Below are 25,712 nucleotides of genomic sequence, written 5' to 3'. Positions count from 1 at the left end.
GCCCTAAACTGATGAATGTCATTTCAGGCCTCGGCACCTTCCCCTAATTTTGCATCCTTTTAGCCAGAGCAGAAGATTAGGAGAAGAAGCAATGCAGGAGATTACCAAGCCAGACCTTACCACCGAAGAAGACATTAAATTACTGGTAGACACCTTTTATGACCACGTGAACCAGGATGATTTGCTGGGCCCGGTGTTCAATGACTTTGCCCAGGTAGACTGGGACCACCACCTGCCTAAGATGTACCATTTCTGGAGCACTGTGCTGTTTGGGTCCATGGCCTACAAGGGACAGCCGTTTCCCAAGCATCTTTCCATGCCCATTGACCGCACCCACTTCACCCGCTGGATTGCCCTCTTCAACAAGACCGTTGAAGAATTGTTTGAAGGCCCCATGGCTAACCAGGCCCGGCAGAAGGCTACCAGCATTGCCAATATCTTCCAGATGAAAATGGGCATTTATAGCGCACCGCTGGTAAAGCCGTAAACCTGTTTTAAGCCCGTTTTTTCAAAAACAGCCCCAAAACGGAATGTTTTTTCAGGGACAGCCGTTTCTTTTTTAGATATCAATCGTATATTTACGATAAACAATAACAAACCATGGCCTATACCAAGACCGAAGCCTTTGATGTGGAGAGCGTGGAGCTGGCCAAGATAGCCAAGGCCCTGAGCCATCCCGCCCGCATTGCCATTCTTAAGCTGCTGGCCCAGCGCCAAAGCTGCATCTGCGGCGACATTGTGGCCGAACTTCCGCTGTCTCAGTCTACGGTGTCACAGCACCTGAAAGAACTGAAACAGGCCGGCCTTATCACCGGCGACATTGACGGCCCTCGGGTCTGCTACTGCCTCAACGTGAAGCAATGGCAGGTGGCCCGCACCTTCTTTGAGAAACTGTTCACCCAATTAAATTCATGTACCGCCAATAACTGTTGTTAATATGAACACTACCGCTGTTTTCCCAAGAATGCACGTGAGCTACTACGTGTCAGACATTACCAAAACCGTAGCTTTCTACAACTCCTTCTTCGGGCAGGAGCCCGTGAAACAAAAGGCCGACTACGCCAAATACGTGCTGGAGTCGCCGTCTCTGATTATCTCCTTTGTGCAGAACCCAGAGCGGGTGCAGGCGCACTTCGGGCACTTAGGCTTTCAGGTAGAAACCGAGGCCGAGTTGCACGCCCGCCTGGCCGCCATTAGAGAAAGAGGCCTGCCTATCTTAGAGGAAATGGGCACCAACTGCTGCTACGCCACCCAGGATAAGTTCTGGGTCACCGACCCAGACGGTGTGCAGTGGGAAGTCTACTATTTCCACGCCGATGCCGAGTTCAATGACCCGCATTACTCCTCTGAGGAAGCCAGCGCCTGCTGCATGCCTCCGGCCCAGGCTACCATTGAAATGCCGGCCCAGAAACCAGCAAAAACCTTCATGCCACTCACCTCTTTAGGCATAGCAGAAGCTGAAGGCGCCAGCTGCACCCCAGGCAGCGGTTGCTGCTAAAGTGATTGAGTGATTGAGAGATTGAGTGAGTGAATGAAAAAGCGCCCTCATGGCTCCGTTTCGGGCCTGTTTTTCAGAAAACAGGACCAAAACGATTTTCCGTCCCTCTCGCTTCAGGTCTTTGCCTTTTATCTCTCTGACCAGAAATATACCCTATGAAAATAGCTTTCTTCTCTGATATCCACGCCAACCTGCCGGCCCTGGAGGCGGTATTGGCCGACCTAGACGTACAGAACCCAGACGCTGTCTATTGCCTGGGTGATTTAGTGGGCTATGCCACCCAACCCAACGAGGTGGTGGAGCTCATCAAGTGCCGCCGCATCCCCACCATTGCCGGCAATTATGATGAGGGCATTGGCCTGGCCAACGGCGAATGCGGCTGCGCCTACAAAACCGATCAGGACAAAGACCTGGGCAGCCAGTCCATTGCCTACACAGATGCTACCGTCACCCCTGAGACCCGGCAGTACCTGCGCATGTTGCCCCGTCACATCAGGCTGGAGTTTCAGAACCCTGAGATTAACCTGATGCTGGCACACGGTAGCCCACGCAAGATCAATGAATATCTGTTTGATGATCGGCCGGAGGCTAGTTTGCTGCGCATTATAAGAGATGCCCACACAGACGTGCTCCTCTTCGGGCACACACACAAGCCCTATCACCGCGTGCTGGCTTATGAACATGACGGCCAGACCCGCTACTGCCACGCCATTAACCTGGGCTCGGTGGGCAAACCCAAAGACGGAAACCCGCAAGCCGGCTACGTCATCCTGCACCTGAATGAGAACACCTCTACCATTGACGCCCAAAGCCTGCAGGTAGAATTCAGACGTGTAGACTATGACGTGGAAAAAGCCGCCCAGGCCATTGAAGCCAGCCCCCTGCCCAATGAATTTGCTCAGATGCTCCGCACAGGCGGGAAGTAATTGAATGATTAAGAGGTTGAATGATTGAGAGAATAGAAACATGCTTTCCTAAATCATCTCCATATCAATCCATCTCTCAACTATTCATTCTCTCACTCTCTCAATCATTCAATCTCTCAATAAAAATGGCTCAAACCTCTACTCCCCGGCTTTCTTTCCTGGACCGTTACCTTACCCTCTGGATTTTTCTGGCCATGGGGGTGGGCGTGGCCGTTGGGTATTTTTACCCTACTGTTACTAAAGGCCTGGATAGGTTCCAGAGCGGAAGCACCAACTGGTTAATTGCCGTGGGCTTGATTCTCATGATGTATCCGCCGCTGGCGAAGGTGCGCTATGAACAGTTGGGCCGGGTGTTCAAAGACGTGAAAATCCTGCTGCTGTCCTTAGTGCAGAACTGGTTGCTGGGGCCGTTGCTCATGTTCTTTCTGGCCATTACGCTGCTTCCAGACAAGCCGGAGTTTATGGTGGGCCTTATTTTGATAGGGTTAGCGCGCTGTATTGCCATGGTGCTGGTCTGGAATGACCTGGCTAAAGGCGACCCTGATTATGTGGCGGGACTGGTGGCGTTTAACAGCATCTTCCAGATTGTGTTTTATAGTGCCTACGCGTACTTATTCATTACGGTCTTGCCGCCGCTGTTTGGCCTTGAAGGCAGTTTGGTAGAGATTAGCATTGGCGAAGTGACGCAGAGTGTTTTGATCTACCTGGGCATTCCATTTGCGGCCGGGGCGCTTACCCGGTTGGTGTTACTGCCCATGAAAGGGAAAGAATGGTATGAGCAGAAATTTATTCCGGCCATTAGCCCCATGACGCTGGTGGCGCTGCTCTTCACCATTGCCGTGATGTTCAGCCTGAAGGGAGATTTGATGGTGCGCTTGCCGCTGGATGTGGTACGGGTAGCCATTCCGTTGTTCATCTACTTTATCATCATGTTCTTTATTGCCTTCTGGATGGGCCGCAAAGCCGGCGCCGACTATGGCAAGACGGTTTCTCTGGCCTTTACTGCCGCCAGTAACAACTTTGAGCTGGGTATTGCCGTGGCCATTGCCGTGTTCGGGATTGACTCTGGGGTAGCCTTTGCCACCGTCATTGGCCCTTTGGTGGAGGTGCCGGTGCTTATCAGCCTGGTGAATGTAGCCCTGCGCTGGAGATCTAAGTTCACGCCTACCTAAGTTCAATAGACATATAGGAAAAAGGGTATAAAGCAGAAGCGGCAGCCTTATGGGGCTGCCGCTTCTGCTTTATATATATAATTAAGATGGAAGCCGTTTTGTACTACAACCGGTGTGGGCAACTTCCATTCTGGAGGAGGGGAAAAGAAATGAGGGGCTCTGCATTCCAACAGCACGACTCCTATCCGCCGCCTCACTTCTTTTTGCCTTTACAAGCAGTCTTCTACTGCGTTTTCATCTTTCTATTTTCTTAAGCAGAAGGCAGAGGCTTTGTAGCCTCTTTCATAACTTCTTACTCATGTCCTCCTTTTACAAAAGAGAACCTGCTTGGCAGGTTATTTTTTAAGGTTCTTGCTCAATGCCATAAGTAGCATTATTGCTATACATATCAAATTGCCAAACCCATACTTTCCTGCAGCCGATTCTTGACTTACAAAGAAATAAAGCAAAGGTCAATTAAGCCAAACCAGGGACTTAGTTGCTAACTCTACCAGAAAATGGCCAATCCATCTTTCTAGCAAGCTTTCAGTCTGTCATCTCTTTACGGTTAAATCTGGTTCCATATCCAGAAAACCTTTCAGGTGCTGCTCACCTTGCCCTTGTATATACGCCCCCTTCCTTTGAAGGATACGCCATAAATTGAACTTTTAAAAGAAGATGGCTGCATCTTTATGATGATATAGATACCAACCCCAACATTGAGAAGCTCCTGACTCATCGCAGAAAGGATAAATGCGTATAAACAGGCTCTAAACTATTCAGCACCGCTATGAAAAGCTTTCTCCTTTCGGTCTGCCTGTTCCTGGGCACTTCCTTTTCTTTCCCCCTGGTTAGTGGGGCCCAACAAGGCCAGGACTCGCTGGTTACCCGGTCCAACATCAAAGACAACACCATCTTCTGGCAACAAGGCAAGCTGGTACAGCACAGGGGCGGCAAGCTATATGCCGTAGAGGCACCTGTACAATACAGCAACGGCACCACCGTGACTCCAGACGGACAGGTACACCTGCCAGATGGCAAAACCTACACTCTTAAACAAAAGAACGCCGTAAGTCCGCAGGGCCGGGTAGTGCTGGTAGCTGATGATATTTTCACCCACAACACCATTATAGAGCAGGAAAAGAAAGTGGTAGGTGATACAGAGACCCGTATTGTCACCGTAAATGGAAAGATAGTATCTGCCGGAAACAACAAAAACACCATCACCTATCCCCAGGGTCTGGATAAACGCACCCAGTTACTGGAGCAGCGGGCCAAGCTGCTGGAGGAACGCGCTGCCCTTCTGGAGAAAAACCTGTCAAGCCAGGAACGCAAAAGCATTGAAGCGTACTACAATGGCCTTAACAAGCAATTGACCGTCGTCAACCAGAAGCTGCAGGCGTTGCCCGCCCAAGCCAAATAAAGATCTCTAAACGCATTACCAGCCTTTGAATCCTTCATTGCCTCCCCTTCCGTCTTCTTTAAAAGTAAAGCGCCCCTGGGGCAGGATCAGAGACCTTGTTCTTATATTGATTGGCATTGCCTCTGCCGCAGTAGGCCTGAAAGGTTTTCTTATCCCTAACCACTTTATAGACGGCGGCGTGACTGGCTTGTCTATGCTGCTCTCCAAAAGTAGCGGCCTGCCCCTGCCTTTGCTTATTCTTTTGATTAATGTGCCGTTTCTACTGGCTGGCTATAAGCAAGTAGCTAAATCTTTTGCCATTAAAAGCCTTTTTGCGGTAATGGGGCTGGCCACGCTACTTATTTTCCTTGATTTCCCATCTATTACAGATGACAAACTGCTTACGGCCGTTTTTGGCGGTTTTTTCCTGGGCGCGGGAATAGGTCTTTCTATTAGGGGAGGCTGCGTACTGGACGGCACCGAGATTCTGGCCCTGCTCCTGAGCAAACGCACCAGCCTCACCATTGGTGATGTAATCCTGCTCATCAACCTTATCCTTTTTATGGGAGCAGCCTTTTTACTGGGCGTTGAACCGGCCATGTACTCGGTGCTCACTTACCTTACTGCCTCTAAAACCATTGACTTTATCATTCACGGTATTGAAGAGTACACCGGGGTGACTATTGTGTCAGTGCACAACCAGACCATCCGGCAGGCCATCCTTACCCAGTTGGGTCGGGCAGTGACTATCTACAAGGGCCAGCGAGGCTTCTCTGGAGACGAGGTAGACATTCTGTACTGCGTGGTAACCCGCCTGGAGGTGCAGCGCCTGAAGGTGCTCATCTCTGAACTGGACCCTTCGGCCTTTCTCATTATGCAAAGTATAAATGATACCTCGGGGGGCATGATCAAAAAGCGTCCCCTTTCGCATTAAGAAAATACCTCGCGCCACTTATTTATCCACATCTTTGCTTTTTTGCGGGCCAACAACATTACCTTTACATTTTTGGTGCAGTATTTGAGGCTTATTTTTTAACTTATTTCCTGTTTTAAGCCAGTTTTTGAGAAAGCAGGCCCAAACCAGAAAAAAATTAACACGCAAAGAGGTTTCCACCCTTTGCTTTTGAAGGGCTCGTTTTCTATATTTGATCATAATAAAACCTATCTAATCACGCTAACCTCACAATATGGCCTAGACCTCTACGTTACCTTAATTGTAGATTTAGATGAATACAGTACAGCTCAACGATTCGGCGTTAGTATCGTCGTATATTGCTGGTAACGAGAGCGCATTTGAGGAATTGGTTAGCCGCCACAAAAGCAAAGTTTATACTACCGTTCTGCTCATAGTAAAGGATACCTACACCGCTGAAGACCTGTTACAGGAGACTTTTGTGAAGGCAATCCATACCATGAAAGGCGGCCGTTACAACGAGGAAGGAAAATTTTCATCCTGGATCTGCCGTATCGCCCATAACCTGGCTATTGACTATTTCCGACGGGAGAAACGGAGCCCTTTGATTACCCTGGAAGATGGCAGCAATGTGTTTAACACCTTGAGCTTCTCTGAGGAATCTGTGGAATCTGTGAGGATCAAAGAGGAAACCCATGCCCACCTGCGTGAACTTATTCAACAGTTACCGCCGGCGCAGAAAGAGGTGCTGATAATGCGCCACTACGCAGACATGAGCTTCCAGGAGATTGCAGAGGCTACCGGTGTTAGCATTAATACCGCTTTGGGCAGAATGAGATACGCATTAATCAATTTGCGGAAAAAAATGTCCATTGATAAAACAGCCTATGATCAAAACCTTTACTCAACATGATCTTGTACAGTATCTTTATAACGAACTGCCCAAAAAGCAGCGTCTAGACCTGGAAGAAGCCTTAATGGTGGACCAGGAACTGGCCGAGTGCTGTGCCGACCTGCTCCTCACCCAGCTAAGCCTGGAAGACGCCCTGACCCAACCTAGTGACCGGGTCACCAACGCTATCATTAGTTACTCCAAATCTGTAAGTTTGCATCCGTAAAGGATGCAAACTTTTTTTATGCGCAAACCAGAACGGTACCGGCACCTCATCTCCTATTTCACAGAGCACTTTCCAGAACCTGAAACGGAACTGGACTACCGCACACCCTATGAGCTGCTTATTGCCGTGGTCTTAAGCGCCCAATGTACCGACAAGCGGGTAAACCTGGTGACGCCGGCGCTGTTTGAAGCATATCCCTCGGCAGAAGTTCTGGCTACCGCCACGTCTGAGGAGATTTTCCCGTTCATTAAAAGCATCTCTTACCCCAACAACAAAGCCAAGCACCTGGCCGGGCTGGGCAAGATGCTGGTAGAGCGCTTCGGGGGCGAGGTACCCAGCACCATAGAGGAACTGCAGCAACTCCCCGGCGTTGGCCGTAAAACCGCCAACGTCATCTCCTCGGTGATTTTCAACATGCCCGCCATGGCCGTAGACACGCACGTGTTCAGGGTCTCTAAACGGCTAGGCCTGGTAAGCGCGAAAGCCCGCACCCCGCTGGAAGTGGAGAAGGAGCTGCTCCAGCACATACCCGTAGACCTGGTGCCAAAGGCCCACCACTGGCTTATCCTGCATGGCCGCTACATCTGCCTGGCCCGCACCCCGCAATGCGAACGCTGCCCCCTCACCCACTTCTGCGCCTACTACCAAAAGAACTGGCCCAACAAACCAGAAGACCCAGAGAACAAACTATAATCTGTTTTAGGGCTGTTTTTGCGAAAACGGTCTCGAAACAGATAGAGTGATTTTGTAAGTGGCTAACTATCTAGCGGTACCTTATTCAGTTTATTTGTAGATTTTGACAGATAAGCCGAATAACTCGGTTTGGCAGCCAGTTGGCAGCATGCTTCAAGAAGACCTGATTGCATTGAGAAAATTAACGTAGCTTAATGCAATAACCCATATGACTTATGAAGCTGTACATTCTTACATTCTTAATTCTGTTGTTTTCTTATTCTGTGACTTCTGGACAGAGAAATAATGACCTCAGAAAGGAAATTGAAAAGCTTGATCTTGCCCACGCAGAAGCAATTTTTAAAGGCGATGCGAAAGCGTTAGACAAATTAATGGATGATGAAGTAACCGTTAATCATCCCACCAACAAGATTGTAAATGAAAAAGCAGAATTGCTTCGGCTTATAAAAAGTGGGGTAATTAGATACACGTCATTTAAAAGATATCCTGAGAAGTTCTTATTCTTTACGGATATGGTCATTGTGATGGGAAGCGAAGAAGTTACTCCTGCCAAAGGAGCCCCGAATGCCGGCAAGAAGCTGAAACGCAGGTATACAAATGTCTGGATGAAAAAGAAAAATACTTGGAAGCTAACCGTTCGGCATGCTAATAATGTCTGCGCAGAGTAAAATGATATTCTAAATATATCTGCCTCAACTACACCTTTATAGCAGCTATAAACTTCAAAGCCAAATTGTCACAAGACACACCCTAACAAATACAATATTCTATAAAATATTAAATCGCATGAAAAAATATCCTCTCATACTATTGCTGCTAGCTCTCAGTCTACACTTGCAGGCCCAGCGCATTCAATTTGATATTTTTGGCGATCTGCAATATGCTTCACAAGACCAACGGTACACCGCTACCCTAAAAAAGGACATCTTTGGCGCCCTGATCTTTTCAGACAACAGCAACAACACGGTTACTTTCAACAAGGAATACCTTGACCTGAAATTTAAAGGCCTCTTGCAGGATGAGGAAGCAAAGAGAGATTTCTTCAAGTCCTTGATTGGAGAAAACAAAGTTAAAAAAGGGTATCAGGCCTCTCATGTTGTGGACATATTTGGCAATGTGGTTTTCCAAGACAACCGCAACAACAAAATTGAAATAGGAAAGGACATCTTCGGGAATTCAACTTATGAGGAGAAAAGAAGCGGTGTCCACATCTCTATGAAGAAAGACGCATTTGGGAATTTAGAGTACACCACAAATAAAGAAAAGGCCTACCTGAAAAAGGATATCTTCAATAAGTGGAACTACACAGACAGCAGCGGAAATAAATTTGAGTTCGGTGCCAAAGCCTGGGCTAGGCTGACTTATTTGTATTCAACAGAAGAGGATATTTTCTTCTACTTGATCAACGAATTTCTACCCAAAGCATAACCAGGCTCTGGGGTTTGGCCGCACTAGCCTCATCTACAGTTACCCATTCTGCTACCCCAACCGAATTTCTCTTAACCGCCGTTAACCACCTTCTCAAAAATCTCTTCCAGTTGGGGCACCATCTGCAGCCGGTCAAACTGGTTCTTAGCCACCTGAGCCGCCTGTACCCGCATCACTGCCATCTCCTGGCTGTTGCTTAAGCGCTGTACCAAAGAGGCAGCCAAAGTCTCGGCGGCCCCGGCCGGAACATACCAGCCACAGGCATGGGTCTCCACCAGAGCCTTGGTCCAGCCCGGGTTAGTCACCACCACGGGCGTGCCCACGGCCAGGCTGTCAAACAACTTGCCCGGCGAATTGGCCGCCAGCACGGGTAAATCAATAAATGATACCACAGACACGGCCGCAATAGAAAAGAGGTTGAATATGGCATGCCGCGGTTGCGGCGGGAGGAGAATGATGTTCTGTTGCTGCCGGGCCGCTTCTTCCAGCAAAGGCGCATCATACCCCTGGCCGGTAAACACGAAGCAGATATCGGGGTGGCCCTGCAGGAGCTTGGCGGTCTGTACCAGCATAGGAATATCATTGGCCCGCCCGTAGGTTCCGGCGTACAACACCACCTGCTTACCTTCCAGCCCCCATTGCCTGCGTAAGGCTTCTTGCTCTGCTGGGGCAATAGGCTGGGCCGGAATCTCGGTGCCGTTCACCAAGGTGGTAAGCTTATCACGGGAGATGCCTTGGTCCAGGATGTACTGCTCCATGTCAGTAGAAAGCGGAATGATATGGGCCGCTTTTCTGTACAAAGAGGCTTCCATCTGGTACAGTTGGCGCTGCGCGAGTTTAAAGGGCACCGCTCCCATCTGGACAGGGAAAGAAGGCCATAAATCCTGCACTTCAAACACCCAGGGCACCCGCCTCAGGGAGGCCACTTTACCAGCCGCCCAAGCCGTAGTCAGGGGAGTAGAGACGCCCCAGACTACATCGGGCCGGGGCATTTTTAGTCCTTTTACCAGCGCCTGCGCCGCAAAAGACCCAAACGACTGCAGCCGCTGCACCACGCCCATCTTGTTATGATACGGCGCTTTAATAGAGATGAGCTCCACTCCCGGCGGCACCCATTCATACAGGTTGGTAAGGCGTTTGCTTTCCCAGGCGTTAGAGGTAATGAGCGTAATCTGGTGCCTTTTCGCCAGTTCGGCCATAAACGTGTAGTGCCGGCAGGTAGCCGGGCAGTCTGGGTTATGGTGGTACTGGTGAAAAAGCGCTAGGTGCATGGTTGGTTTAAAACTGTTTTGGGCCTGTTTTACAGAAAACAGGCCCAAAACGGAAGCTGATGTATGGCTTGTTCCTTATTATGCCAATTAAAACGAATCTAAGATCTGCTTACGTAACCTGAGACCGCATCTGGATTGTTGGTGATAACACCAACAATGGCGGGAAGGAGAGTTTATGGATATCGTGCTACGCGATACGTGCTACCCGCTACGCTCTTACTTCTTCTGCGGCTTGTATTTAGACTGCTCCAAAATCTTGCGGGCGTTCTTCTCCTCCATCAATTGCTGAAGGGTTATTTTAGGGTTGTTCTCCATGTACTTACGCACAATCTGCCAGCCTACCCAAGCCGCTACCCTGCCGGGACAGCGCTCACTGATCTCGGGCACGTTGGGCCGCTCGCCAATGTATTTCCTGATGGTGAACTGGCTGGTTTCATATAGCAGGCCCTTCTCAATGAAATGCGCCCAGATTTTACCCTCGTTGTACTGCACATCGGCTAGTTCCTTGCTGGAGTACCACATGATAAGCGAGTCTGGCGTGCAGGGCAGCACCTTTTCCACAAAATAGTAAGACTTGCCGTAGTCAATCATCTCATCCAGCATCTCCTTGTTCACAAAATCAGTCTTGTTGAATTTGTTGGAGACCAGCAGCATGACAGAAGGCACCAGGTTCTCTTTCTCGTAGCGGTTCAGAATGTACTGCGGGGCCTGCGGCCGATAAGAGGCTTTCTTACCGATGAAGTAATCCAGGCCCAGTACAATCAGGCTGTCGCTCACCAGCAGATCACGGCTAAGGCCAGAGACAAAGGTCTGCACCTTGGGCAGATAGAAAGAAGGAAAGTAATGTTTCACGTGTTTGAAGGCGGTCTCCAGTTCCTGCTCCACGTCCTGCATGTCGCCAAAGCGCTGGTCACTTTCTGTTACCAGTTTATGGATGCTGGTATCGGTGGCCAGGCGCAGCAGGCTCTGGGCCATGAGTTCCTCTGAGGGGTACCGGTCTTTGAGCAGAAACTTACTGGTGAACAGCGGCTGCTGGCGCAGAAAGGCCTGCATTTCAGGAACGGTCTTCACCTGGAAGAAAGGTTTTTCCAGCCGTTCTAGCTGTATATCAACTGGAATTTTTGCAATTTCCTCCGGAATCTGGCAGCCCTCTTTTTTACAACCAAAAAATAACAATACTGTTAGTAGCAATAAGTAGCCTCGCATCCTTTTCTTCCTTTATCTTTAGGACAAATTTAACGTAACATTCATTAATTCCTTCTCTCACATGAAGATGATTCGCATTAGTTCCTTGATCGTGGTTATGGCCACCGTCCTATTCTGCTCTCAGGAAGCCGCTGCCCAGGTAGAGATTGGTGTAAAAGTATCCCCCTCGGTTACCTCCACCCGCACCATTGCCAAAGACCAATACAATTTCAAGAATGACGGCGCCGGCGTTGGGTTTGGCCTGGGCGTAATCGCTGACTATTTCTTCGGGACCAACTACGCTTTAAGTACCGGTTTGCAATACAACGTGAAAGGCGGCGAAGTAGCATATGACTACACTTTCCCTACGTCTGTTGGCTCTGGCACTAAGCGGGTTTCTGGCTCAGATGATATTAACCTGCAATACATTGAGATACCGGTAGCCCTTAAGCTGTTCACCAATGAAGTGGCCACAGACACCCGTGTTTATTTCCTGGCAGGTGGCTCTTTAAACACCCTGTTGGCCGCTAAGGTAAACGATAAGAAAGTAGATAGCGAAGGTGATAAGTTCACCAAGCGGTTTAACACCTTTGAGATTGGCGCCTTGTTAGGTGCTGGCGTAGAGTGGCAGTTAGGCGAAAGCACCAAGGTGTTTGGCGGTCTTTCTTACCAGCGCGGCTTAACTGATGTAGACGATGATTTCTACTCCGGCATTTTTGAGGACAGCAAAGTGGAGTTGAAAAACAACACCTTCTCTATTGACCTGGGCCTTAAGTTCTAAATCTGTTTTAAGCCTGTTTTTGCAAAAGCAGGCTTAAAACAGCAGAAGGCATTTTACATGAAAAAGCCCCCGTTTCACAACGGGGGCTTTTTATTTTCAGGTTGAATAAGTTACTCAGTCTCCACGGCGCGGTCTTGCAAGCCGTTTACCTCTGTGTACGCTGATTTCAGCTCAATCTCGTCGCCGTGCTCATCCATCACTTTAAATTCTGTGAGGGCAAGGGCCGTATCTTTCATCACGTTCACCCACTTGAGGTGTTTCAAGAACCATTTCCGCTGTTTGGAAATCAAGCCCTTGGTGTAGTACGCATGCAGGAACGGGTGCACATACAGCGTAATGTTTTTCTGATTCTGGCGCGTGAGCAGATCTTCAATGGTCTGATCTATTTCATCGGTTACCAAAATGCTGGCGGAAATTTTACCGCTGCCTCCGCAGGTAGGACATACCTCACCGGTGACAATGTTTTGCTCAGGCCGTACGCGCTGGCGGGTGATCTGCATGAGTCCGAATTTGGAGATAGGCAGCACCGTGTACTTAGACCGGTCTTTCTTCATCTCCTCCTTCACTACATCCTGCACTTTTTGCCGGTTCTCGGCAGACTTCATGTCAATGAAATCTACTACAATGATTCCGCCCAGGTCCCGGAGGCGCAACTGGCGCGCTACCTCTTTTGCCGCGGTCAGGTTCACATTCAGCGCGGTTGCTTCCTGGTCCGTCTCGGTGTTGGATTTGTTTCCGCTGTTTACATCTACTACGTGCAGGGCCTCTGTGTGCTCAATGACCAGATATCCGCCGCCCGGTATGCTCACTGTCTTCCCAAACAGGGACTTCAGCTGCTTTTCAATGTTAAAGTGTTCAAAGGTTTTCACCTTGCCCGTGTAATGCTTCAGAATCTTCAGCTTATCCGGGGCTATGGTCTCAATGTAAGTCTTGATCTCATTGTACAACTTCTCGTCGTCTACTACAATGTTGTCAAAGCTTTCATTTAAGATGTCTCTCAACATGGAGGAGGAGCGTCCTAGCTCCCCAATCACTTTATCCCGCTCTTTGGCGGTACGTAAAGTGGCAATACCTTCTTCCCAGGTAGCCAACATGGTACGGAGGTCTTTGTCTAACTCCGCCACCTCACGGCCTTCGGCCACGGTACGGATGATCACGCCAAAATTCTCCGGTTTAATGGAAGTAATCAGGCGTTTTAGACGCGTACGCTCCTCTTTGCTCACTATTTTCTTTGACACGCTTACCGTGTTAGAGAAAGGCACGAGCACCAGGTAACGGCCCGCCAGGGAAATCTCGCAAGAAAGCCGGGGCCCCTTGGTTGAAATTGGCTCTTTTACAATCTGTACCAAGATCTGCTGCCCTTTTTTCAGGACATCAGCCATCTTACCCAGTTTGTCTATTTCGGGCTCAAATTTAATCGGGCCAAGCTTGGCGGTGGTGTTCTTCTGGGTTTGCACCATTTTCACGTATTTATTGAGAGTCTTGATGTTCTCTCCTAAATCATGATAGTGCAGGAACGCGTCTTTGGTGTACCCAATGTCAATGAACGCGGCGTTCAGACCCGGCATCACCTTTTTAACGGTTCCCAGAAAAATATCTCCTACAGAGTAGTTGGCATCATCTTTATCAAAATGATACTCCACCAATCGCTTGTCCTGAAGAAGGGCTATTCGTTCTCCATCTTGAGTAGAATTAATAATTAATTCGTTACTCAATGTCTTAGATGCTTAAGTGGAAGAATATACAAAGCCCAGCATCACCAGAAAAGGCGATGTGGGCTTATAGAATCAAAGGCTAGGCCTTATTTTTTCTTATGTCTATTCTTTCTCAGACGCTTCTTTCTTTTGTGGGTAGAGATCTTATGTCTTTTTCTTTTTTTACCGCAAGGCATAGTGTTGATTTTTTATAAGTGAAAAATATTTTAACTCTCTTTTAGTTGGCGCTTTTGAGCTTCTCCAGATAGCTGTCTACAGAGGCCTGCACTTCAGGCTCCTTGCTCAGCTCCTTCACCCGCAGAAACGCCTTTTGGGCTTCCTGCTTTTTGCCGGTCTCTGCCAGTGATACCCCAAGGTAGAACGTGCCGTCTACGTGCGCCGGGTTTACTACCAATAATTCCCTGAACCGGTCCACCGCCTTGTCATACTGATTAGACTGCATGGATAAAACCCCCAGGTTAAAAAGGGCTTTCTCGTTTTTAGGGTCTGTGGCAATCACTTCGCGCAGCAAGGTAATTCCTTTCATGGGATTACTGCTGGAAATAAAGGTCATGGCCAGGTTAGTCTTGGCATCAAGGTTAGCCGGGTTGTTCTTAAGCACCTGCTCATACAATACCTGCGCCTTGTTGCCCAGTGCCTGTGAGCGCTCCTGGGTGGCAGCGAAGGTGAACGCCTCAAAATACTGATCGGCGGCTTTCTGGAAGCTTTTCTCCCCTGGTTTCACTTGGGCGGCCTGCTCATAGTAATAACCGGCGCTGTCATGGCGGGCCAGGGCAATATATTCCTTGGCCAGATCATCAGCTACCTTCACTTTGGCCTGGGGGTTGCTCTCCTGGTTGAACTTTGCTCTAAGCTCTGCTATCTTTTTCACCTGGGCTGGTGAAGCTGCGGCGTGCGCATCTTTAGGGGCCGCTGGTTCCTCGGCGTGGTCTTCATGGCCCGGATGGTTAGGGTCATGCGCCGGTTGGTCCCGGTTAGCGGCAACTCCGTCAGGGGCAAGACCGCCTTTGTCTTTGTTTATAATCACCTTGGGCAATAAAGCCATCAGAACAGCCAGCACTACGGCAGAGAGAATCAGCGCTATCCTTCCTTTAGACATAATATTTATAACCCGAAATAATTAAAACACAATACGTTAAGACTGCAAAGGTACAAAAAACTAAGAAACTACGGCTTCTTTGATCTTTTTGCTGTTTTTAATCTTCGCTACAAACGTCTTAGACGGCTTGAACGAAGGGATAAAATGCTCATCAATGATGATAGACGTGTTCTTGGAGATGTTACGGGCTACCTTCTTCGCGCGCTTCTTGTTCACAAAGCTTCCAAAGCCACGCACGTAAATGTTATTACCATCGGCCATGGAATCTTTCACCACTTTGAAAAATGCTTCTACTGTGGCTGCAACATCAGATTTCTCAATCCCTGTCTTATCCGCAATTTCTGATATAACTTCTGCTTTAGTCACTTGATTAAACGATTTAAGTAATTAAGTAAAGATGAATATGTTTGTACAAACGTTTACTGCATTGCTACAGCACCCTGAAATCGGGGCACAAAGGTAACCGGCCTTTTCGGAAACAAAAACTATTTATGTAAAAATCTGTTGGTTTCACAGCAGCGTAACAACAGCAAACCAACATGTTAAAGCCTTTTCATGGCCCCTCTTCCTCCCTTATTCTTTAGCAATACCCTTATTGCCTGGTACCACCGTCACCAACGGTCCCTGCCCTGGCGTGAGACCACAGACCCATATGCCATCTGGCTTTCTGAGATTATCCTGCAGCAAACCCGCGTGCGGCAAGGGCTCCCGTACTACCTTAAATTCATGGAGCGGTTCCCTACGGTGCACGCCTTAGCAAACGCCCCCGAAGACGAAGTATTGCGTCTCTGGCAAGGATTAGGCTATTATTCACGGGCCAGAAACCTGCATTTCACGGCTAAACAGGTGGTTTCTGACTTTGGAGGACGGTTTCCCGAAAGTTACCAGGGTCTGTTGCAATTGAAAGGCGTGGGCAGTTATACCGCTGCCGCCATTGCCTCTTTTGCCTACCGTGAACCCGTGGCCGTGCTGGACGGAAACGTGTACCGGGTACTGGCCCGCGTGTTTGGCCGGCACGAGAACATTGCCGCCCCAGCCAGCAAGAAAGTGTTTGAGGAGCTAGCCAACACCCTTATTCCCACAGACCAACCCGACACCTACAACCAGGCCATTATGGAGTTTGGCGCCATCCAGTGCACGCCGGTTGCCCCAGATTGCCTGTTCTGCCCGCTGCAGCAAGAGTGCTTTGCCTTCCAGCACGGGCTGGTAAACGTATTGCCGGTAAAGGAGAAGGCCAAAAGCTCGCGCGAGCGGTTCCTGCATTACCTGGTGCTGCAATATAACGGGCAGCTGTACCTGCGCAAACGGCCCGGCCAAGACATCTGGCAAGGGCTCTATGATTTCTTCTCTGTAGAGACAGACACCCTTACCCCTGACCCAGTAGTTCTGCAGGAGCAGGCAGCGCAACAGTTGGGCCTGCCTGAAATAACCCTTAACAGCACCGGCAAGGTGTATAAACACATTCTGAGCCACCAGAAAATTTTCGCGCAGTTTTATCTGGTTTCCTTGAAAGACCGTTTAAGGGAAGAAACAGAAGAGTCTCTGGGGCTTGGCTTATATTCTGTGGAGCAGGCCGAGGAAATTCCCAAACCAGTTTTAATACTTTCTTTTTTAGAAGAGCACTTTTTTTAGTATATTTATAAGCTAAAGCAATATTGAACCACCTGATTTTATTCTATGGCAAGCATTAATAAAGTTATCTTAATTGGCAACCTGGGCAAAGACCCGGAAGTGCGCCACTTAGAAGGCGGCGTGGCCGTGGCCCGTTTCCCGTTGGCAACCTCAGAAACGTTCAAAGACAAAAACGGCGAACGCCAGGAACGCACCGAGTGGCACAACATTGTGGTATGGCGCGGCTTGGCCGAAGTAGCCGAGAAATATGTCAAAAAAGGCCAGTCTGTCTACATAGAAGGCAGAATAAGAACCAATAGCTACCAGGACAAAGACGGCGTGCAGCGGTACAACACCGAGATTGTGGCCGACAACATGACCATGCTGGGCGGAAAGCCGGAAGGCGGCGGCAACCAGGGCGGCGGAAGCTATGCCAATGAGGCGGCCTCTAACAGTGCAAATGCCAGCAACAGCGGTGGCGGTGCCAGCAAAGGCAGCGGCAGTTCTAAGCCAGTGGCCTATGAAGAAGAGCCAGATGATCTGCCCTTCTAATTGATTGTTGAACCAAACGTAGCGTTTTGCAAAGTATAACCTCTTTAGGAGAGCCCTCCAGTTGGGGCTCTCTTTTAACTCTCTCCCTTACCACATTGCCTCCGGCAGAATGGGCTCTCCCTTCTGCCCTTTTTCTGCTCGCTTATATAGGCAGCCTGGCCATTTCCGCGGCCATGGCCGCGTTCCAGACCTACCTCAGCGCCAACCTGCCCGAATCCTCAAGGTTAGAAACCACTGTTAACCACCTCTCTTTTTTCAGGAAGCCGGAGCGGCTTCTTTTAGCCGGGGCTTTTGTCACCACCACGCTTCATTTGCTGCTCGGCATTTTGGGGTATGTGGTCATGACCCGCCTTTTCCCCTTAGCCGGACTCAACACCTGGGCGGCGTACGCCGGTGCCACGGTGGTCATGACAGTGCTTTTGCTGGCCGGCCGGCTGTATTTCTCAGACTGGGGACGGCGCCGGCAACAAAACTCTTCTGCTCCGGTCCTGCTTTCGCTGCTATCAGGCATTTTTGCGGTGGGCAGTCCGTTCGTGTGGCTTATTTTGCCCTTGCAGAAATTGGCCTGGCGCACCCGGGCCGCCTTTGGCGCGCCTTCTCCGTCTGAGGAGCTCTCGCTTTCCCTGGAGCAAACTCCTGCTGAGCCCGCCTCTCCGCAGGAAAAGGGATTACTGAAAGCCATTGTGAACTTCAGTTCCATTACCGTGCGGCAGATCATGCGTGCCCGCGCCGACATGATTGCCTTTCAGAGGCGCATGCCTTTCCCGGTGCTACTCAAGCAGATTCAGCAGTGGGGCTATTCCAGGGTACCTGTGTATTCAGAAGGGCTTGATAAGATTGACGGCCTGCTGTATGTAAAAGACATTCTGCCCTATTTAGACGCCCCCGCCGACTTTGTCTGGCAAAACCTGATCAGAACCCCGTACTTTGTACCGGAAACCAAGAAGATAGATGAGCTGCTGCGTGAGTTCCAGGAGCGCCGCGTGCACATGGCCATTGTGGTCAATGAATACGGTGACACTACCGGCCTACTTACCCTGGAAGACGTGATTGAGGAGATTGTGGGCGAGATTCATGATGAGCTGGACGAGGAAGAAGACCACTACTACACGCAATTAGATGAACATACGTTCTCATTTGAGGGCCGCACTTCTCTGCATGATTTCTGCAAGGTAGTAGACCCGCCCGCAGATCTGATGAAAGAAGTGCGCAATGAGGTAGAGTCGGTGGCCGGGCTGATGTTGCGCCTGTTCTCCCGCATACCCCATACCGGGGAGGAGGTACAGTTTGGCCCCTATCTTTTCCATATTGAGGCCGCAGACAGTAAAAAAATAAAGAAAATACGGGTACATGAGATTGTGCCGCATCCGCAGAATGAAAAAGAATAATCCGCTTCTACTTTTTACCGCCCTTTGCGGACTTCTTCTCTTCACCGGCTGCGCCGAGGAGTACACGCCCAAACCCAAAGGCTTTAACCGCATTGACTTACCCGTAGCCAAATACCAGCCGTTGCAGGAGGCCCACCCTTATACTTTTGAATATTCGGTTTACGCCAAGGTGCTCAAAGACTCTTCACGTATTGCCGAGCCTCACTGGATAGACCTGTATTACCCGCAGTTCAAAGCTAACATCCAGATCACGTATAAGAACTTTAACCAAGACCCCAAGAAGTTCAATGACCTGGTAGAAGATGCTCGCAAGCTGACCAGCCGGCACCAGATCAAGGCCTACGCCATAGAGGAAAGTCAGATCAAAACGCCCACCGGCATTACCGCCAGTGTTTTTGAGCTGCAGGGCGAGGTCCCCAGCCAGTTCCAGTTCTACCTCACCGACAGCACCAAGCACTTCTTCCGGGGCGCCCTCTACTTCAGGACCGCCACCTCCAACGACTCCCTGGCGCCCGTGATTGAGTACCTCAAAAAAGACGCCGTTCATTTACTGAACACCCTGCACTGGACTGATCAGGTGAAGTAAGGAGATTCTGTTTTAGGCCTGTTTTTGAAAAAATGGGCTTAAAACAGGTTACCTCTAAGCATCGTATTTTAAACCGCTTATGAAAATCATCAGTGACCATATCAAGCAAATAAGGAAGCTCTGCGATCAGCATAGCGTGAGAAGCCTTTTTGCTTTTGGTTCTGTTACCAATGATAAATTCAAACTGGAAAGCGATATAGATTTGGTGGTTGATATTGATTCACCAGACCCCTTAGAATATACAGATCATTACTTTGAGCTGAAGTTTCAATTGGAGAAAATCTTTAAAAGAAATATTGATTTACTAGAACAGAAAGCCATTAGAAACCCTGTTCTAAAAGAAGAGATTGACCGCACTAAACTTCTGGTCTATGGCAGATAATAGAAGGTTGTGGCTTGCGGATATAAGGAGGTCTATTCTGGAAATTTATGACTTTCTACCAAAGGAGAGGACCTTTCTCTCCTTCCAACAGGACCTGAAAACTAAAAAAGCGATTGAGCGCAACTTAGAGATAATAGGGGAAGCTTTAAATAGAATCATTAAACAGGAACCTGAAATCTCCATCACCAACGCTCGCCGAATAATAAATACCAGAAACAGAATCATTCATGGCTATGACACAGTTTCTGAAGAAATAATATGGGCCATTGTTATTCAAGACTTACCTAAACTGGAAGAAGAAGTAAACTTTCTACTCTTATAAAAATCAATTAGTTCAGTTCATGTATAGGGTGAACCACAGGATCAACTAAGACTCCCACAAGCCTACTGATTCCCAAATTAACATTCACGATTACCTTAATAAGTTTTCCGCTTACCATTTCCGCTTGACCTCTTCTTTATCTTTCCAGCCCAATCTTTTCACGCCATTCTCCGCCTGCATCGCGGCTTACCCACTGCCTGAAGAATTCACCAACCCTTTCAACCAGGAGCCACATCCGTTGAGCTTATTAGCCGCAGCCGAACTGCAGCAACACCTGAAGACGCAGAAGGACTGGGAGCATAACTTTGGCTTGAACCCTGAGCAGGAAGGAGCAGTAATTGGGAAGATGTTCGGCGTGCTGGTGGTTAGAAACCAGCAGCAGGAGATTGGGTACCTGTCAGCGTTTTCGGGGAAGCTGGCCGGGTGCTTCCATCATAAACGGTTTGTACCGCCGGTGTTTGATAGCCTCACCCAGGGCAGTTTCCTGAACCTGGGCATGCAAGAACTCACCCGCCTGAACGCCGAGATAAAATTATTGCAAGCGCTGGAAGAACCGGCAAACCAAACCCACATTGCCTTGCTCCAGGCCCGGCGTAAAAACCATTCCATCGCCCTGCAGGGGCAGCTGTTTGACCAGTTTCATTTCCAGAATAAAGCGGGAGAGCAGAAAAGCCTGCGCCAAATCTTTAAACATGCCGCCAACGGCAACCCGCCAGCCGGGGCAGGCGAGTGCGCGGCACCTAAGCTGTTGCAATATGCCTTTCAGAATAACCTGGAGCCTTTGGCCTTGGCCGAGTTCTGGTGGGGCCAGTCGCCGAAGTCTGCTTACTGGCAGCACGGCCACTTTTATCCAGCCTGCCGCGAGAAATGCGCGCCCATTCTGGGCCATATGCTGGAGGGCGTCCTTCCTGAAGCACAGCTCGTCTAACCCCTTGCCCCAGAAAGCCAAAGTATTAAGAAACCCTGTTATCTTTACCTTCCACTAACACGCAACCCAACCCTACATGAAATTTATAAAGCAAATCACGTACCTGCTCCTCTTTACGGGGGTGCTCTTTGCCTGCCAGAAGCTGAGCAAGTCCAAGCAGGAAAAGACGGCCTTCAAGGTAGACTATGAGAAATTCACGCTGGACAACGGCCTACAAGTGGTTTTCCACGTGGACAAGTCTGACCCGGTGGTGGCCGTGGCCTTGACCAGCCACGTAGGCTCTGCCCGCGAGAAAGAAGGCCGCACCGGCTTTGCCCACTTGTTTGAGCACTTGCTGTTTTTGGAGTCTGAGAACCTGGGCAAAGGCGGGCTGGACAAGATGAGCGCCCGCATTGGGGGTTCCGGCGCCAACGGCTCCACCTCCCGCGACCGCACCAACTACTACCAGACCGTGCCTAACGACGCCTTGGAGAAAATGCTCTGGGCCGAGGCCGACAAACTGGGCTGGTTCATCAACACCGTGACCGAGGAAGTGGTGAACAAGGAAAAGCAGGTAGTGAAAAACGAGAAGCGCCAGAGCTATGACAACGCGCCCTACGGCCAAACTTCCTACGTGATTGACCAGAACCTGTACCCGGCCAACCATCCCTACCACTGGCAGGTGATTGGCTCTTTGGAGGATTTGCAGAACGCTACCCTGGCTGACGTGAAGGAGTTCTACCGCCGCTGGTACGTGCCCAACAACGTGACCCTGGTCGTGACCGGCGACTTTGAGCCGGGCCAGGCCAAGGCTTGGGTAGAGAAATACTTCGGGGAGATTAAGAAAGGCGAAAGCATCCCGAAGATGGAGAAGAAGCCGGTGGTGCTCTCTGAGACCAAGAAACTCTTCCATGAAGATAACTTCGCGCGCCTGCCCGAGCTGACCATGGCCTGGCCCACGGTGCCAATGTACCACCTGGACTCCTACGCGTTGCGGGTGCTTTCCACCTACTTATCTGATGGCAAGAAAGCGCCCTTCAACCAGGTGCTCATTGACGAGAAGCAGCTGGCACCCCGCGTGAACATGTATAACAACAACGCAGAGATTGCCGGCCAGTTCATGCTCAGCGTGCGGGGCTATGACAAGGTAGACCTGAACAAAATCCACAGCGCCATCTTTGAGGCTTTCGCGAAGTTTGAGAAGGAAGGCCTGTCTGAGAGTGACCTGAGCCGCATCAAGGCCGGGCAGGAAGTGGCCTTTTACAACGGTTTGGCCAGCGTGCAGGGCAAAGGCTTCCAACTGGCCCAGTACCAGATTTTCGCCGGCGACCCGGGCTTCGTGACCAAGGACATCCAGAACATGATGGCCGTTTCTATAGAGGACGTGAAGCGCGTGTATAACCAATACCTCAAAGGCAAGCATTACGTAGTTACCAGCTTCGTGCCCAAAGGCCAAACCAACCTGGTATTAACCGGCTCTAAAAAGGCGAGCGTGGTAGAGGAGAAAATTGTGGAAGGCGCCGAAGGCAAATTTGACCTGAGTGCCAAGACCACCTACGAGCGCACCCCTTCCAGCTTTGACAGAACCAAGGAGCCTGCCTACGGCAAAAGCCCCGAGATTACCGTGCCCGCCGTCTGGGAAACCAAGCTGGGCAACGGCCTGAAAGTGCTGGGCATTGAGAACCGCGAGGTGCCGCTGGTGCAGTTCAGCCTACGCATACAAGGCGGCCTCCTGCTGGAAGACCCCGCCAAGGTGGGCGTGGCCAACCTGCTCGCCGAAAGCCTCACCAAGGGCACCAAAAACAAAACCACCGCCCAGCTGGAGGAAGCCATTGACGCCCTGGGCGCCAGCATCTCCATTACGGCAGATGACGAGGACATTACCGTAAACGGCCGCACCCTGGCCCGTAACTATGCCGCCACCATGGCGCTGGTGCAGGAAATGTTACTGGAGCCCCGCTGGGACGCCAAGGAGTTTGAACTGAGCAAGCAGAAAACCGAAAGCCAGATTAAAGGCCAGAAAGCCAACCCCAACTCCATTGCCGCCAACCAGTACAAGCAGATTCTCTACGGCAAAGACCATATCCTGTCCAACAACATTCTGGGCACCGAGGCCTCGTTGAAAGCCATCACCCTGCAAGACCTGCAGAAGTACTACAACAGCAACCTTTCCCCTACGCTGGCCGCCTTCCACGTGGTGGGCGCCCTGGAGAAAGACCAGGCGGTGGCCGCCCTGAACGGACTGGCCCAGAAATGGCAAGCGAAAGAGGTTTTCATGCCTACTTTCAAGACCCCGGCCGCGCCTACCGCCTCTAAGGTGTACTTCTATGACGTACCGGGCGCTAAGCAGAGCGTGCTGCGCTTTGGCTACCTGGCTTTGCCGGCCACGCACCCAGACTATTATCCGGTGCAGGTGATGAATTACATTCTGGGCGGCGGCAGCTTCGCCTCGCAGCTCACCCAGCAACTGCGCGAAGGCAAAGGCTATACCTACGGCATCAGCTCTTCGTTCTCGGGCAGCGCCCTGTCGGGTCCGTTCACCATCCAGAGCGGCGTGCGCTCCAACGTGACGTATGAGTCCGCTAGCCTGGTGAAAGACATTCTTCAGAACTACGGCCCTACCTTCTCTGCCCAGGACCTGGACGTGACCAAAGGCTTTCTGGTGAAAAGCACCGCCCGCTCCTTTGAGACTATGGGCGCCAAACTGGGCATGCTGCAGAACATCAGTGCCTACGGCTGGCCTTATGACTACGCCAAGCAACGCGTGAACCTGGTCAACGGCATGACCCTGGATAAAATCAAGGCCCTGGCCAGCCAGTACGTAAACCCCAACAAGATGCATTACCTCATTGTTGGCGATGCTGCCACTCAGCTTAAAAAGCTGGAGGAACTGGGCTTCGGGAAACCGGTTCTGTTGAACTAGCCTTATAAGATTCTGTTTTGAGCCTGTTTTTGGGAAAACGGGCCCGAAACGGAAATCACCCAAAAGCCGAGCAGCGTTGAAAGCTGTTCGGCTTTTTGCGTTAAAAAGAACGGGCTGGTTTAGGGCTGTTTTTGGGAAAACGGGCTGGAAACGACAAAAGCCTTAATTTGATTTTACTTCACCCAATCTGGCGGCTCGGCTTTAACCTTTCTTCCCAAAACCGCTCTAAGCAGTCTCTACTACCCTCATACCTAGCAATGATGAAAACCCTTTACCTGCACCTGCTTATTGGCTGCAGTTTGGCTTTGATGGCCGGCTGCAAGAAAGAAGATATCCAAAAGGCAGATACCACCAAAACCCAGGCTATCCTAAAGACCCCGTTGACCGACTTCGGCGATGCCACTTTCCGGGGATTCAAGGGCGGGCTCTACCCAGACGGCGCCAACCAAAGGCCCGCGGCGCATACCGCCGCCGGGGTTGCGATTGCCAAAGCCATCAAACCCCTGGCTGCCTCAGGGGAGGCAGATGAGGCCAGCGGCAAAATCGTGTGGATGTCTATTGGCATGTCCAATACCACCCAGGAAACCCAGGCTTTCCTTTCTGAGATGCAGACCTACCCCAACAAAAACCCCAAACTGGTGTTGGTAGACGGAGCAGAGGGCGGACAAGACATCAACGCCATCACCAGCCCCTCAGCCCCTTACTGGAACACGGTCTCTAATCGGCTGTCCAACGCTGGCCTGACCGCTGCGCAGGTGCAGGTGGTATGGTACAAGCAAGCTGAGGCCCAGCCCACCGACACCGCCTTTGCCACCTACCCAGACGCCCTGAAGCAGAAATACAAAACCGTGATGCAGTCACTCAAAACCAAGTTCCCTAACCTGAAGCTGGTTTACCTGACCAGTCGCGCCTACGCCGGCTATGCCACCTCCAAACTGAACCCCGAGCCGTTTGCCTGGTATACCGGCTGGACGGTCAAACGCCTCATTGAAGACCAGCTAAACGGAGACGCCGCACTGGCCTACGCCGGAAGCAACCCCTCTTCCGCCTGGCTCTCCTGGGGGCCATACCTCTGGGCGAACGGAACCACCCCCAGAAGCGACGGCCTGTTTTGGGTGGCCTCAGATTTCCAATCTGACGGAACGCACCCAGGCACCACCGGTCGGCAAAAAGTAGCCCAACAACTACTAAAGTTTTTCACCACCGATGAAACCACCAAGCCCTGGTTTTTGAAGCCTTAAGCTTGGAAGCCTTGGGAACCAGGACTCTACCTTTCAATGGCAGGGAAAACAAAAGCCCTTACTTGACATTGCCCGGATTATCCTACGCCTTTTGGTAGCCGCCTTTCCGTTTTGAGGGTGTTTTTGGGAAAACAGGCCCAAAACGATAAACACTAAAAGCCGAATAGCTTTAAAAGCTATTCGGCTTTTTCTTTTAAAGGGGAGGGGATGAAGGACTAGGTTGAGAGCAACCGGCCAGGAAAAAATATTTTTTGCCTTATGCCGAGCTGGGAAACCAATTCTTTCCTCTAAAAAGGCCTACTTGTAAATGCGGGCCTATAAGTTAAAAGTGCATTTAGGCAGGGAGACCATCGGTTGCCACAAGACCAGCTACAAGAATAACTTTCTATCTCCTAAGCATTTCCCCAGGAAAATCATTTACCTTAGAGAATCTTTAAATATATAAAATATACTATTTAATAATTTATAGCATTATGAAGTTACCTTTCCCCCTCCTTACCCTTTTTGCCTCCTTTTTATTTTTCACCTCTTGCCAAGAAGAGTTAGATGAACTGGAGGTAAAAGCACGCTCAGTTAACCTGTCAAGCCTTAACGATTCTTGCTCTTACCAGTTAGATGGT

The 25,712-nt window shown here is 50.2% G+C and carries 27 protein-coding genes; 22 read left to right on the top strand and 5 right to left on the bottom strand.

Going from position 1 to position 25,712, the window contains the following annotated elements; genetic code table 11:
- Positions 1-91 precede the first annotated feature (91 nt).
- The 12 genes from ACYVJQ_RS19495 to ACYVJQ_RS19440 all read left to right on the top strand — a co-directional run bounded on the left by ACYVJQ_RS19495 (position 92) and on the right by ACYVJQ_RS19440 (position 9,129).
- A complete protein-coding gene (locus tag ACYVJQ_RS19495; protein WP_460894795.1) occupies positions 92-487 on the top strand; it encodes a group III truncated hemoglobin in 396 nt (131 codons plus the stop codon).
- A 113-nt stretch (positions 488-600) separates the two neighbouring features.
- Positions 601-936, top strand: coding sequence for an ArsR/SmtB family transcription factor (locus ACYVJQ_RS19490; protein ID WP_460894794.1), 336 nt, complete (start codon positions 601-603; stop codon positions 934-936).
- Position 937: 1 nt separating this feature from the next.
- Positions 938-1,498 (top strand): ArsI/CadI family heavy metal resistance metalloenzyme, encoded by a 561-nt coding sequence (locus ACYVJQ_RS19485; protein ID WP_460894793.1) that lies wholly within the window; start codon positions 938-940, stop codon positions 1,496-1,498.
- A gap of 155 nt (positions 1,499-1,653) precedes the next feature.
- The gene (locus ACYVJQ_RS19480) at positions 1,654-2,424 is read left to right on the top strand and encodes a metallophosphoesterase family protein (protein ID WP_460894792.1); all 771 of its coding nucleotides are present in this window, start codon (positions 1,654-1,656) and stop codon (positions 2,422-2,424) included.
- A gap of 125 nt (positions 2,425-2,549) precedes the next feature.
- The gene (gene arsB / locus ACYVJQ_RS19475; protein ID WP_460894791.1) at positions 2,550-3,596 is read left to right on the top strand and encodes an ACR3 family arsenite efflux transporter; all 1,047 of its coding nucleotides are present in this window, start codon (positions 2,550-2,552) and stop codon (positions 3,594-3,596) included.
- A 769-nt stretch (positions 3,597-4,365) separates the two neighbouring features.
- A complete protein-coding gene (locus tag ACYVJQ_RS19470) occupies positions 4,366-4,998 on the top strand; it encodes a DUF6799 domain-containing protein (protein ID WP_460894790.1) in 633 nt (210 codons plus the stop codon).
- Between the two features lie 25 nt (positions 4,999-5,023).
- The gene (locus ACYVJQ_RS19465; RefSeq protein WP_460894789.1) at positions 5,024-5,911 is read left to right on the top strand and encodes a YitT family protein; all 888 of its coding nucleotides are present in this window, start codon (positions 5,024-5,026) and stop codon (positions 5,909-5,911) included.
- 292 nt (positions 5,912-6,203) lie between these two features.
- Entirely contained in the window at positions 6,204-6,803 is a 600-nt protein-coding gene (locus ACYVJQ_RS19460) for an RNA polymerase sigma factor (RefSeq protein ID WP_048922433.1), read from the top strand.
- Positions 6,778-7,008, top strand: a complete 231-nt coding sequence (locus ACYVJQ_RS19455; protein ID WP_460894788.1) for a hypothetical protein — start codon at positions 6,778-6,780, stop codon at positions 7,006-7,008. The genes ACYVJQ_RS19460 and ACYVJQ_RS19455 overlap by 26 nt, the downstream gene beginning before the upstream one ends.
- Positions 7,009-7,026: 18 nt before the next feature.
- The gene (nth, locus tag ACYVJQ_RS19450; protein ID WP_460894787.1) at positions 7,027-7,701 is read left to right on the top strand and encodes an endonuclease III; all 675 of its coding nucleotides are present in this window, start codon (positions 7,027-7,029) and stop codon (positions 7,699-7,701) included.
- A gap of 215 nt (positions 7,702-7,916) precedes the next feature.
- Positions 7,917-8,369 carry a nuclear transport factor 2 family protein gene (locus tag ACYVJQ_RS19445; protein WP_460894786.1) on the top strand — a complete coding sequence of 151 codons (453 nt, stop codon included), beginning with the start codon at positions 7,917-7,919 and terminating at the stop codon, positions 8,367-8,369.
- A 118-nt stretch (positions 8,370-8,487) separates the two neighbouring features.
- The gene (locus tag ACYVJQ_RS19440; protein WP_460894785.1) at positions 8,488-9,129 is read left to right on the top strand and encodes a hypothetical protein; all 642 of its coding nucleotides are present in this window, start codon (positions 8,488-8,490) and stop codon (positions 9,127-9,129) included.
- A gap of 71 nt (positions 9,130-9,200) precedes the next feature.
- On the opposite strand, the gene ACYVJQ_RS19435 is transcribed toward ACYVJQ_RS19440, so the two are convergent.
- Complete coding sequence (locus ACYVJQ_RS19435; RefSeq protein WP_460894784.1) at positions 9,201-10,400, bottom strand: glycosyltransferase family 4 protein; 1,200 nt, start codon at positions 10,398-10,400, stop codon at positions 9,201-9,203.
- A 216-nt stretch (positions 10,401-10,616) separates the two neighbouring features.
- Positions 10,617-11,606 (bottom strand): gliding motility lipoprotein GldB, encoded by a 990-nt coding sequence (gene gldB, locus ACYVJQ_RS19430; protein ID WP_460894783.1) that lies wholly within the window; start codon positions 11,604-11,606, stop codon positions 10,617-10,619.
- 61 nt (positions 11,607-11,667) lie between these two features.
- On the opposite strand from gldB, the gene ACYVJQ_RS19425 reads away from it, so the two are divergent.
- A complete protein-coding gene (locus tag ACYVJQ_RS19425; protein ID WP_460894782.1) occupies positions 11,668-12,366 on the top strand; it encodes a porin family protein in 699 nt (232 codons plus the stop codon).
- 110 nt (positions 12,367-12,476) lie between these two features.
- On the opposite strand, the gene ACYVJQ_RS19420 is transcribed toward ACYVJQ_RS19425, so the two are convergent.
- The 3 genes from ACYVJQ_RS19420 to ACYVJQ_RS19410 form a co-directional block, all read right to left on the bottom strand.
- Positions 12,477-14,081, bottom strand: a complete 1,605-nt coding sequence (locus tag ACYVJQ_RS19420) for an Rne/Rng family ribonuclease (RefSeq protein WP_460894781.1) — start codon at positions 14,079-14,081, stop codon at positions 12,477-12,479.
- Positions 14,082-14,298: 217 nt separating this feature from the next.
- Entirely contained in the window at positions 14,299-15,180 is an 882-nt protein-coding gene (locus ACYVJQ_RS19415) for a tetratricopeptide repeat protein (RefSeq protein ID WP_460894780.1), read from the bottom strand.
- Between the two features lie 60 nt (positions 15,181-15,240).
- Complete coding sequence (locus ACYVJQ_RS19410) at positions 15,241-15,546, bottom strand: HU family DNA-binding protein (protein ID WP_048922421.1); 306 nt, start codon at positions 15,544-15,546, stop codon at positions 15,241-15,243.
- A 189-nt stretch (positions 15,547-15,735) separates the two neighbouring features.
- Between ACYVJQ_RS19410 and mutY the strand changes: the two genes are divergently transcribed.
- The 9 genes from mutY to ACYVJQ_RS19365 all read left to right on the top strand — a co-directional run bounded on the left by mutY (position 15,736) and on the right by ACYVJQ_RS19365 (position 25,092).
- Positions 15,736-16,812: an A/G-specific adenine glycosylase gene (mutY, locus tag ACYVJQ_RS19405; RefSeq protein WP_460894779.1), complete on the top strand. Its 1,077-nt coding sequence runs from the start codon at positions 15,736-15,738 to the stop codon at positions 16,810-16,812.
- A 45-nt stretch (positions 16,813-16,857) separates the two neighbouring features.
- Positions 16,858-17,343 carry a single-stranded DNA-binding protein gene (locus tag ACYVJQ_RS19400; protein ID WP_460894778.1) on the top strand — a complete coding sequence of 162 codons (486 nt, stop codon included), beginning with the start codon at positions 16,858-16,860 and terminating at the stop codon, positions 17,341-17,343.
- Positions 17,344-17,369: 26 nt separating this feature from the next.
- A complete protein-coding gene (locus tag ACYVJQ_RS19395) occupies positions 17,370-18,731 on the top strand; it encodes a transporter associated domain-containing protein (protein WP_460894777.1) in 1,362 nt (453 codons plus the stop codon).
- Positions 18,718-19,317, top strand: coding sequence for a gliding motility lipoprotein GldD (gldD, locus tag ACYVJQ_RS19390; RefSeq protein ID WP_460894776.1), 600 nt, complete (start codon positions 18,718-18,720; stop codon positions 19,315-19,317). The genes ACYVJQ_RS19395 and gldD overlap by 14 nt, the downstream gene beginning before the upstream one ends.
- 79 nt (positions 19,318-19,396) lie before the next feature.
- A complete protein-coding gene (locus tag ACYVJQ_RS19385; protein WP_460894775.1) occupies positions 19,397-19,699 on the top strand; it encodes a nucleotidyltransferase family protein in 303 nt (100 codons plus the stop codon).
- Positions 19,689-20,021 carry a HepT-like ribonuclease domain-containing protein gene (locus ACYVJQ_RS19380; protein WP_460894774.1) on the top strand — a complete coding sequence of 111 codons (333 nt, stop codon included), beginning with the start codon at positions 19,689-19,691 and terminating at the stop codon, positions 20,019-20,021. The genes ACYVJQ_RS19385 and ACYVJQ_RS19380 overlap by 11 nt, the downstream gene beginning before the upstream one ends.
- 124 nt (positions 20,022-20,145) lie before the next feature.
- The gene (locus ACYVJQ_RS19375; protein ID WP_460894773.1) at positions 20,146-20,949 is read left to right on the top strand and encodes a pseudouridylate synthase; all 804 of its coding nucleotides are present in this window, start codon (positions 20,146-20,148) and stop codon (positions 20,947-20,949) included.
- A 76-nt stretch (positions 20,950-21,025) separates the two neighbouring features.
- Positions 21,026-23,851, top strand: a complete 2,826-nt coding sequence (locus tag ACYVJQ_RS19370; protein ID WP_460894772.1) for a M16 family metallopeptidase — start codon at positions 21,026-21,028, stop codon at positions 23,849-23,851.
- A gap of 257 nt (positions 23,852-24,108) precedes the next feature.
- Positions 24,109-25,092 carry a hypothetical protein gene (locus ACYVJQ_RS19365; protein ID WP_460894771.1) on the top strand — a complete coding sequence of 328 codons (984 nt, stop codon included), beginning with the start codon at positions 24,109-24,111 and terminating at the stop codon, positions 25,090-25,092.
- Positions 25,093-25,712: the final 620 nt, after the last annotated feature.

Source organism: Rufibacter soli, assembly GCF_054781795.1.
The sequence above is the reverse complement of the archived record's forward strand: the minus strand, read 5'-3'. Positions and strand labels throughout refer to the sequence as shown.

Coding starts and splice junctions, on each gene's coding strand:
- ACYVJQ_RS19485 (WP_460894793.1), top strand. CDS start 938: ATGAACACTACCGCTGTTTTCCCAAGAATGCACGTGAGCTACTACGTG.
- ACYVJQ_RS19425 (WP_460894782.1), top strand. CDS start 11,668: ATGAAGATGATTCGCATTAGTTCCTTGATCGTGGTTATGGCCACCGTC.
- ACYVJQ_RS19385 (WP_460894775.1), top strand. CDS start 19,397: ATGAAAATCATCAGTGACCATATCAAGCAAATAAGGAAGCTCTGCGAT.
- ACYVJQ_RS19380 (WP_460894774.1), top strand. CDS start 19,689: ATGGCAGATAATAGAAGGTTGTGGCTTGCGGATATAAGGAGGTCTATT.
- ACYVJQ_RS19455 (WP_460894788.1), top strand. CDS start 6,778: ATGATCAAAACCTTTACTCAACATGATCTTGTACAGTATCTTTATAAC.
- ACYVJQ_RS19460 (WP_048922433.1), top strand. CDS start 6,204: ATGAATACAGTACAGCTCAACGATTCGGCGTTAGTATCGTCGTATATT.
- ACYVJQ_RS19480 (WP_460894792.1), top strand. CDS start 1,654: ATGAAAATAGCTTTCTTCTCTGATATCCACGCCAACCTGCCGGCCCTG.
- gldD (WP_460894776.1), top strand. CDS start 18,718: ATGAAAAAGAATAATCCGCTTCTACTTTTTACCGCCCTTTGCGGACTT.
- ACYVJQ_RS19370 (WP_460894772.1), top strand. CDS start 21,026: ATGAAATTTATAAAGCAAATCACGTACCTGCTCCTCTTTACGGGGGTG.
- ACYVJQ_RS19445 (WP_460894786.1), top strand. CDS start 7,917: ATGAAGCTGTACATTCTTACATTCTTAATTCTGTTGTTTTCTTATTCT.
- mutY (WP_460894779.1), top strand. CDS start 15,736: ATGGCCCCTCTTCCTCCCTTATTCTTTAGCAATACCCTTATTGCCTGG.
- ACYVJQ_RS19365 (WP_460894771.1), top strand. CDS start 24,109: ATGATGAAAACCCTTTACCTGCACCTGCTTATTGGCTGCAGTTTGGCT.
- ACYVJQ_RS19435 (WP_460894784.1), bottom strand. CDS start 10,400: ATGCACCTAGCGCTTTTTCACCAGTACCACCATAACCCAGACTGCCCG.
- ACYVJQ_RS19400 (WP_460894778.1), top strand. CDS start 16,858: ATGGCAAGCATTAATAAAGTTATCTTAATTGGCAACCTGGGCAAAGAC.
- arsB (WP_460894791.1), top strand. CDS start 2,550: ATGGCTCAAACCTCTACTCCCCGGCTTTCTTTCCTGGACCGTTACCTT.
- nth (WP_460894787.1), top strand. CDS start 7,027: ATGCGCAAACCAGAACGGTACCGGCACCTCATCTCCTATTTCACAGAG.
- ACYVJQ_RS19470 (WP_460894790.1), top strand. CDS start 4,366: ATGAAAAGCTTTCTCCTTTCGGTCTGCCTGTTCCTGGGCACTTCCTTT.
- gldB (WP_460894783.1), bottom strand. CDS start 11,606: ATGCGAGGCTACTTATTGCTACTAACAGTATTGTTATTTTTTGGTTGT.
- ACYVJQ_RS19440 (WP_460894785.1), top strand. CDS start 8,488: ATGAAAAAATATCCTCTCATACTATTGCTGCTAGCTCTCAGTCTACAC.
- ACYVJQ_RS19415 (WP_460894780.1), bottom strand. CDS start 15,180: ATGTCTAAAGGAAGGATAGCGCTGATTCTCTCTGCCGTAGTGCTGGCT.
- ACYVJQ_RS19490 (WP_460894794.1), top strand. CDS start 601: ATGGCCTATACCAAGACCGAAGCCTTTGATGTGGAGAGCGTGGAGCTG.
- ACYVJQ_RS19495 (WP_460894795.1), top strand. CDS start 92: ATGCAGGAGATTACCAAGCCAGACCTTACCACCGAAGAAGACATTAAA.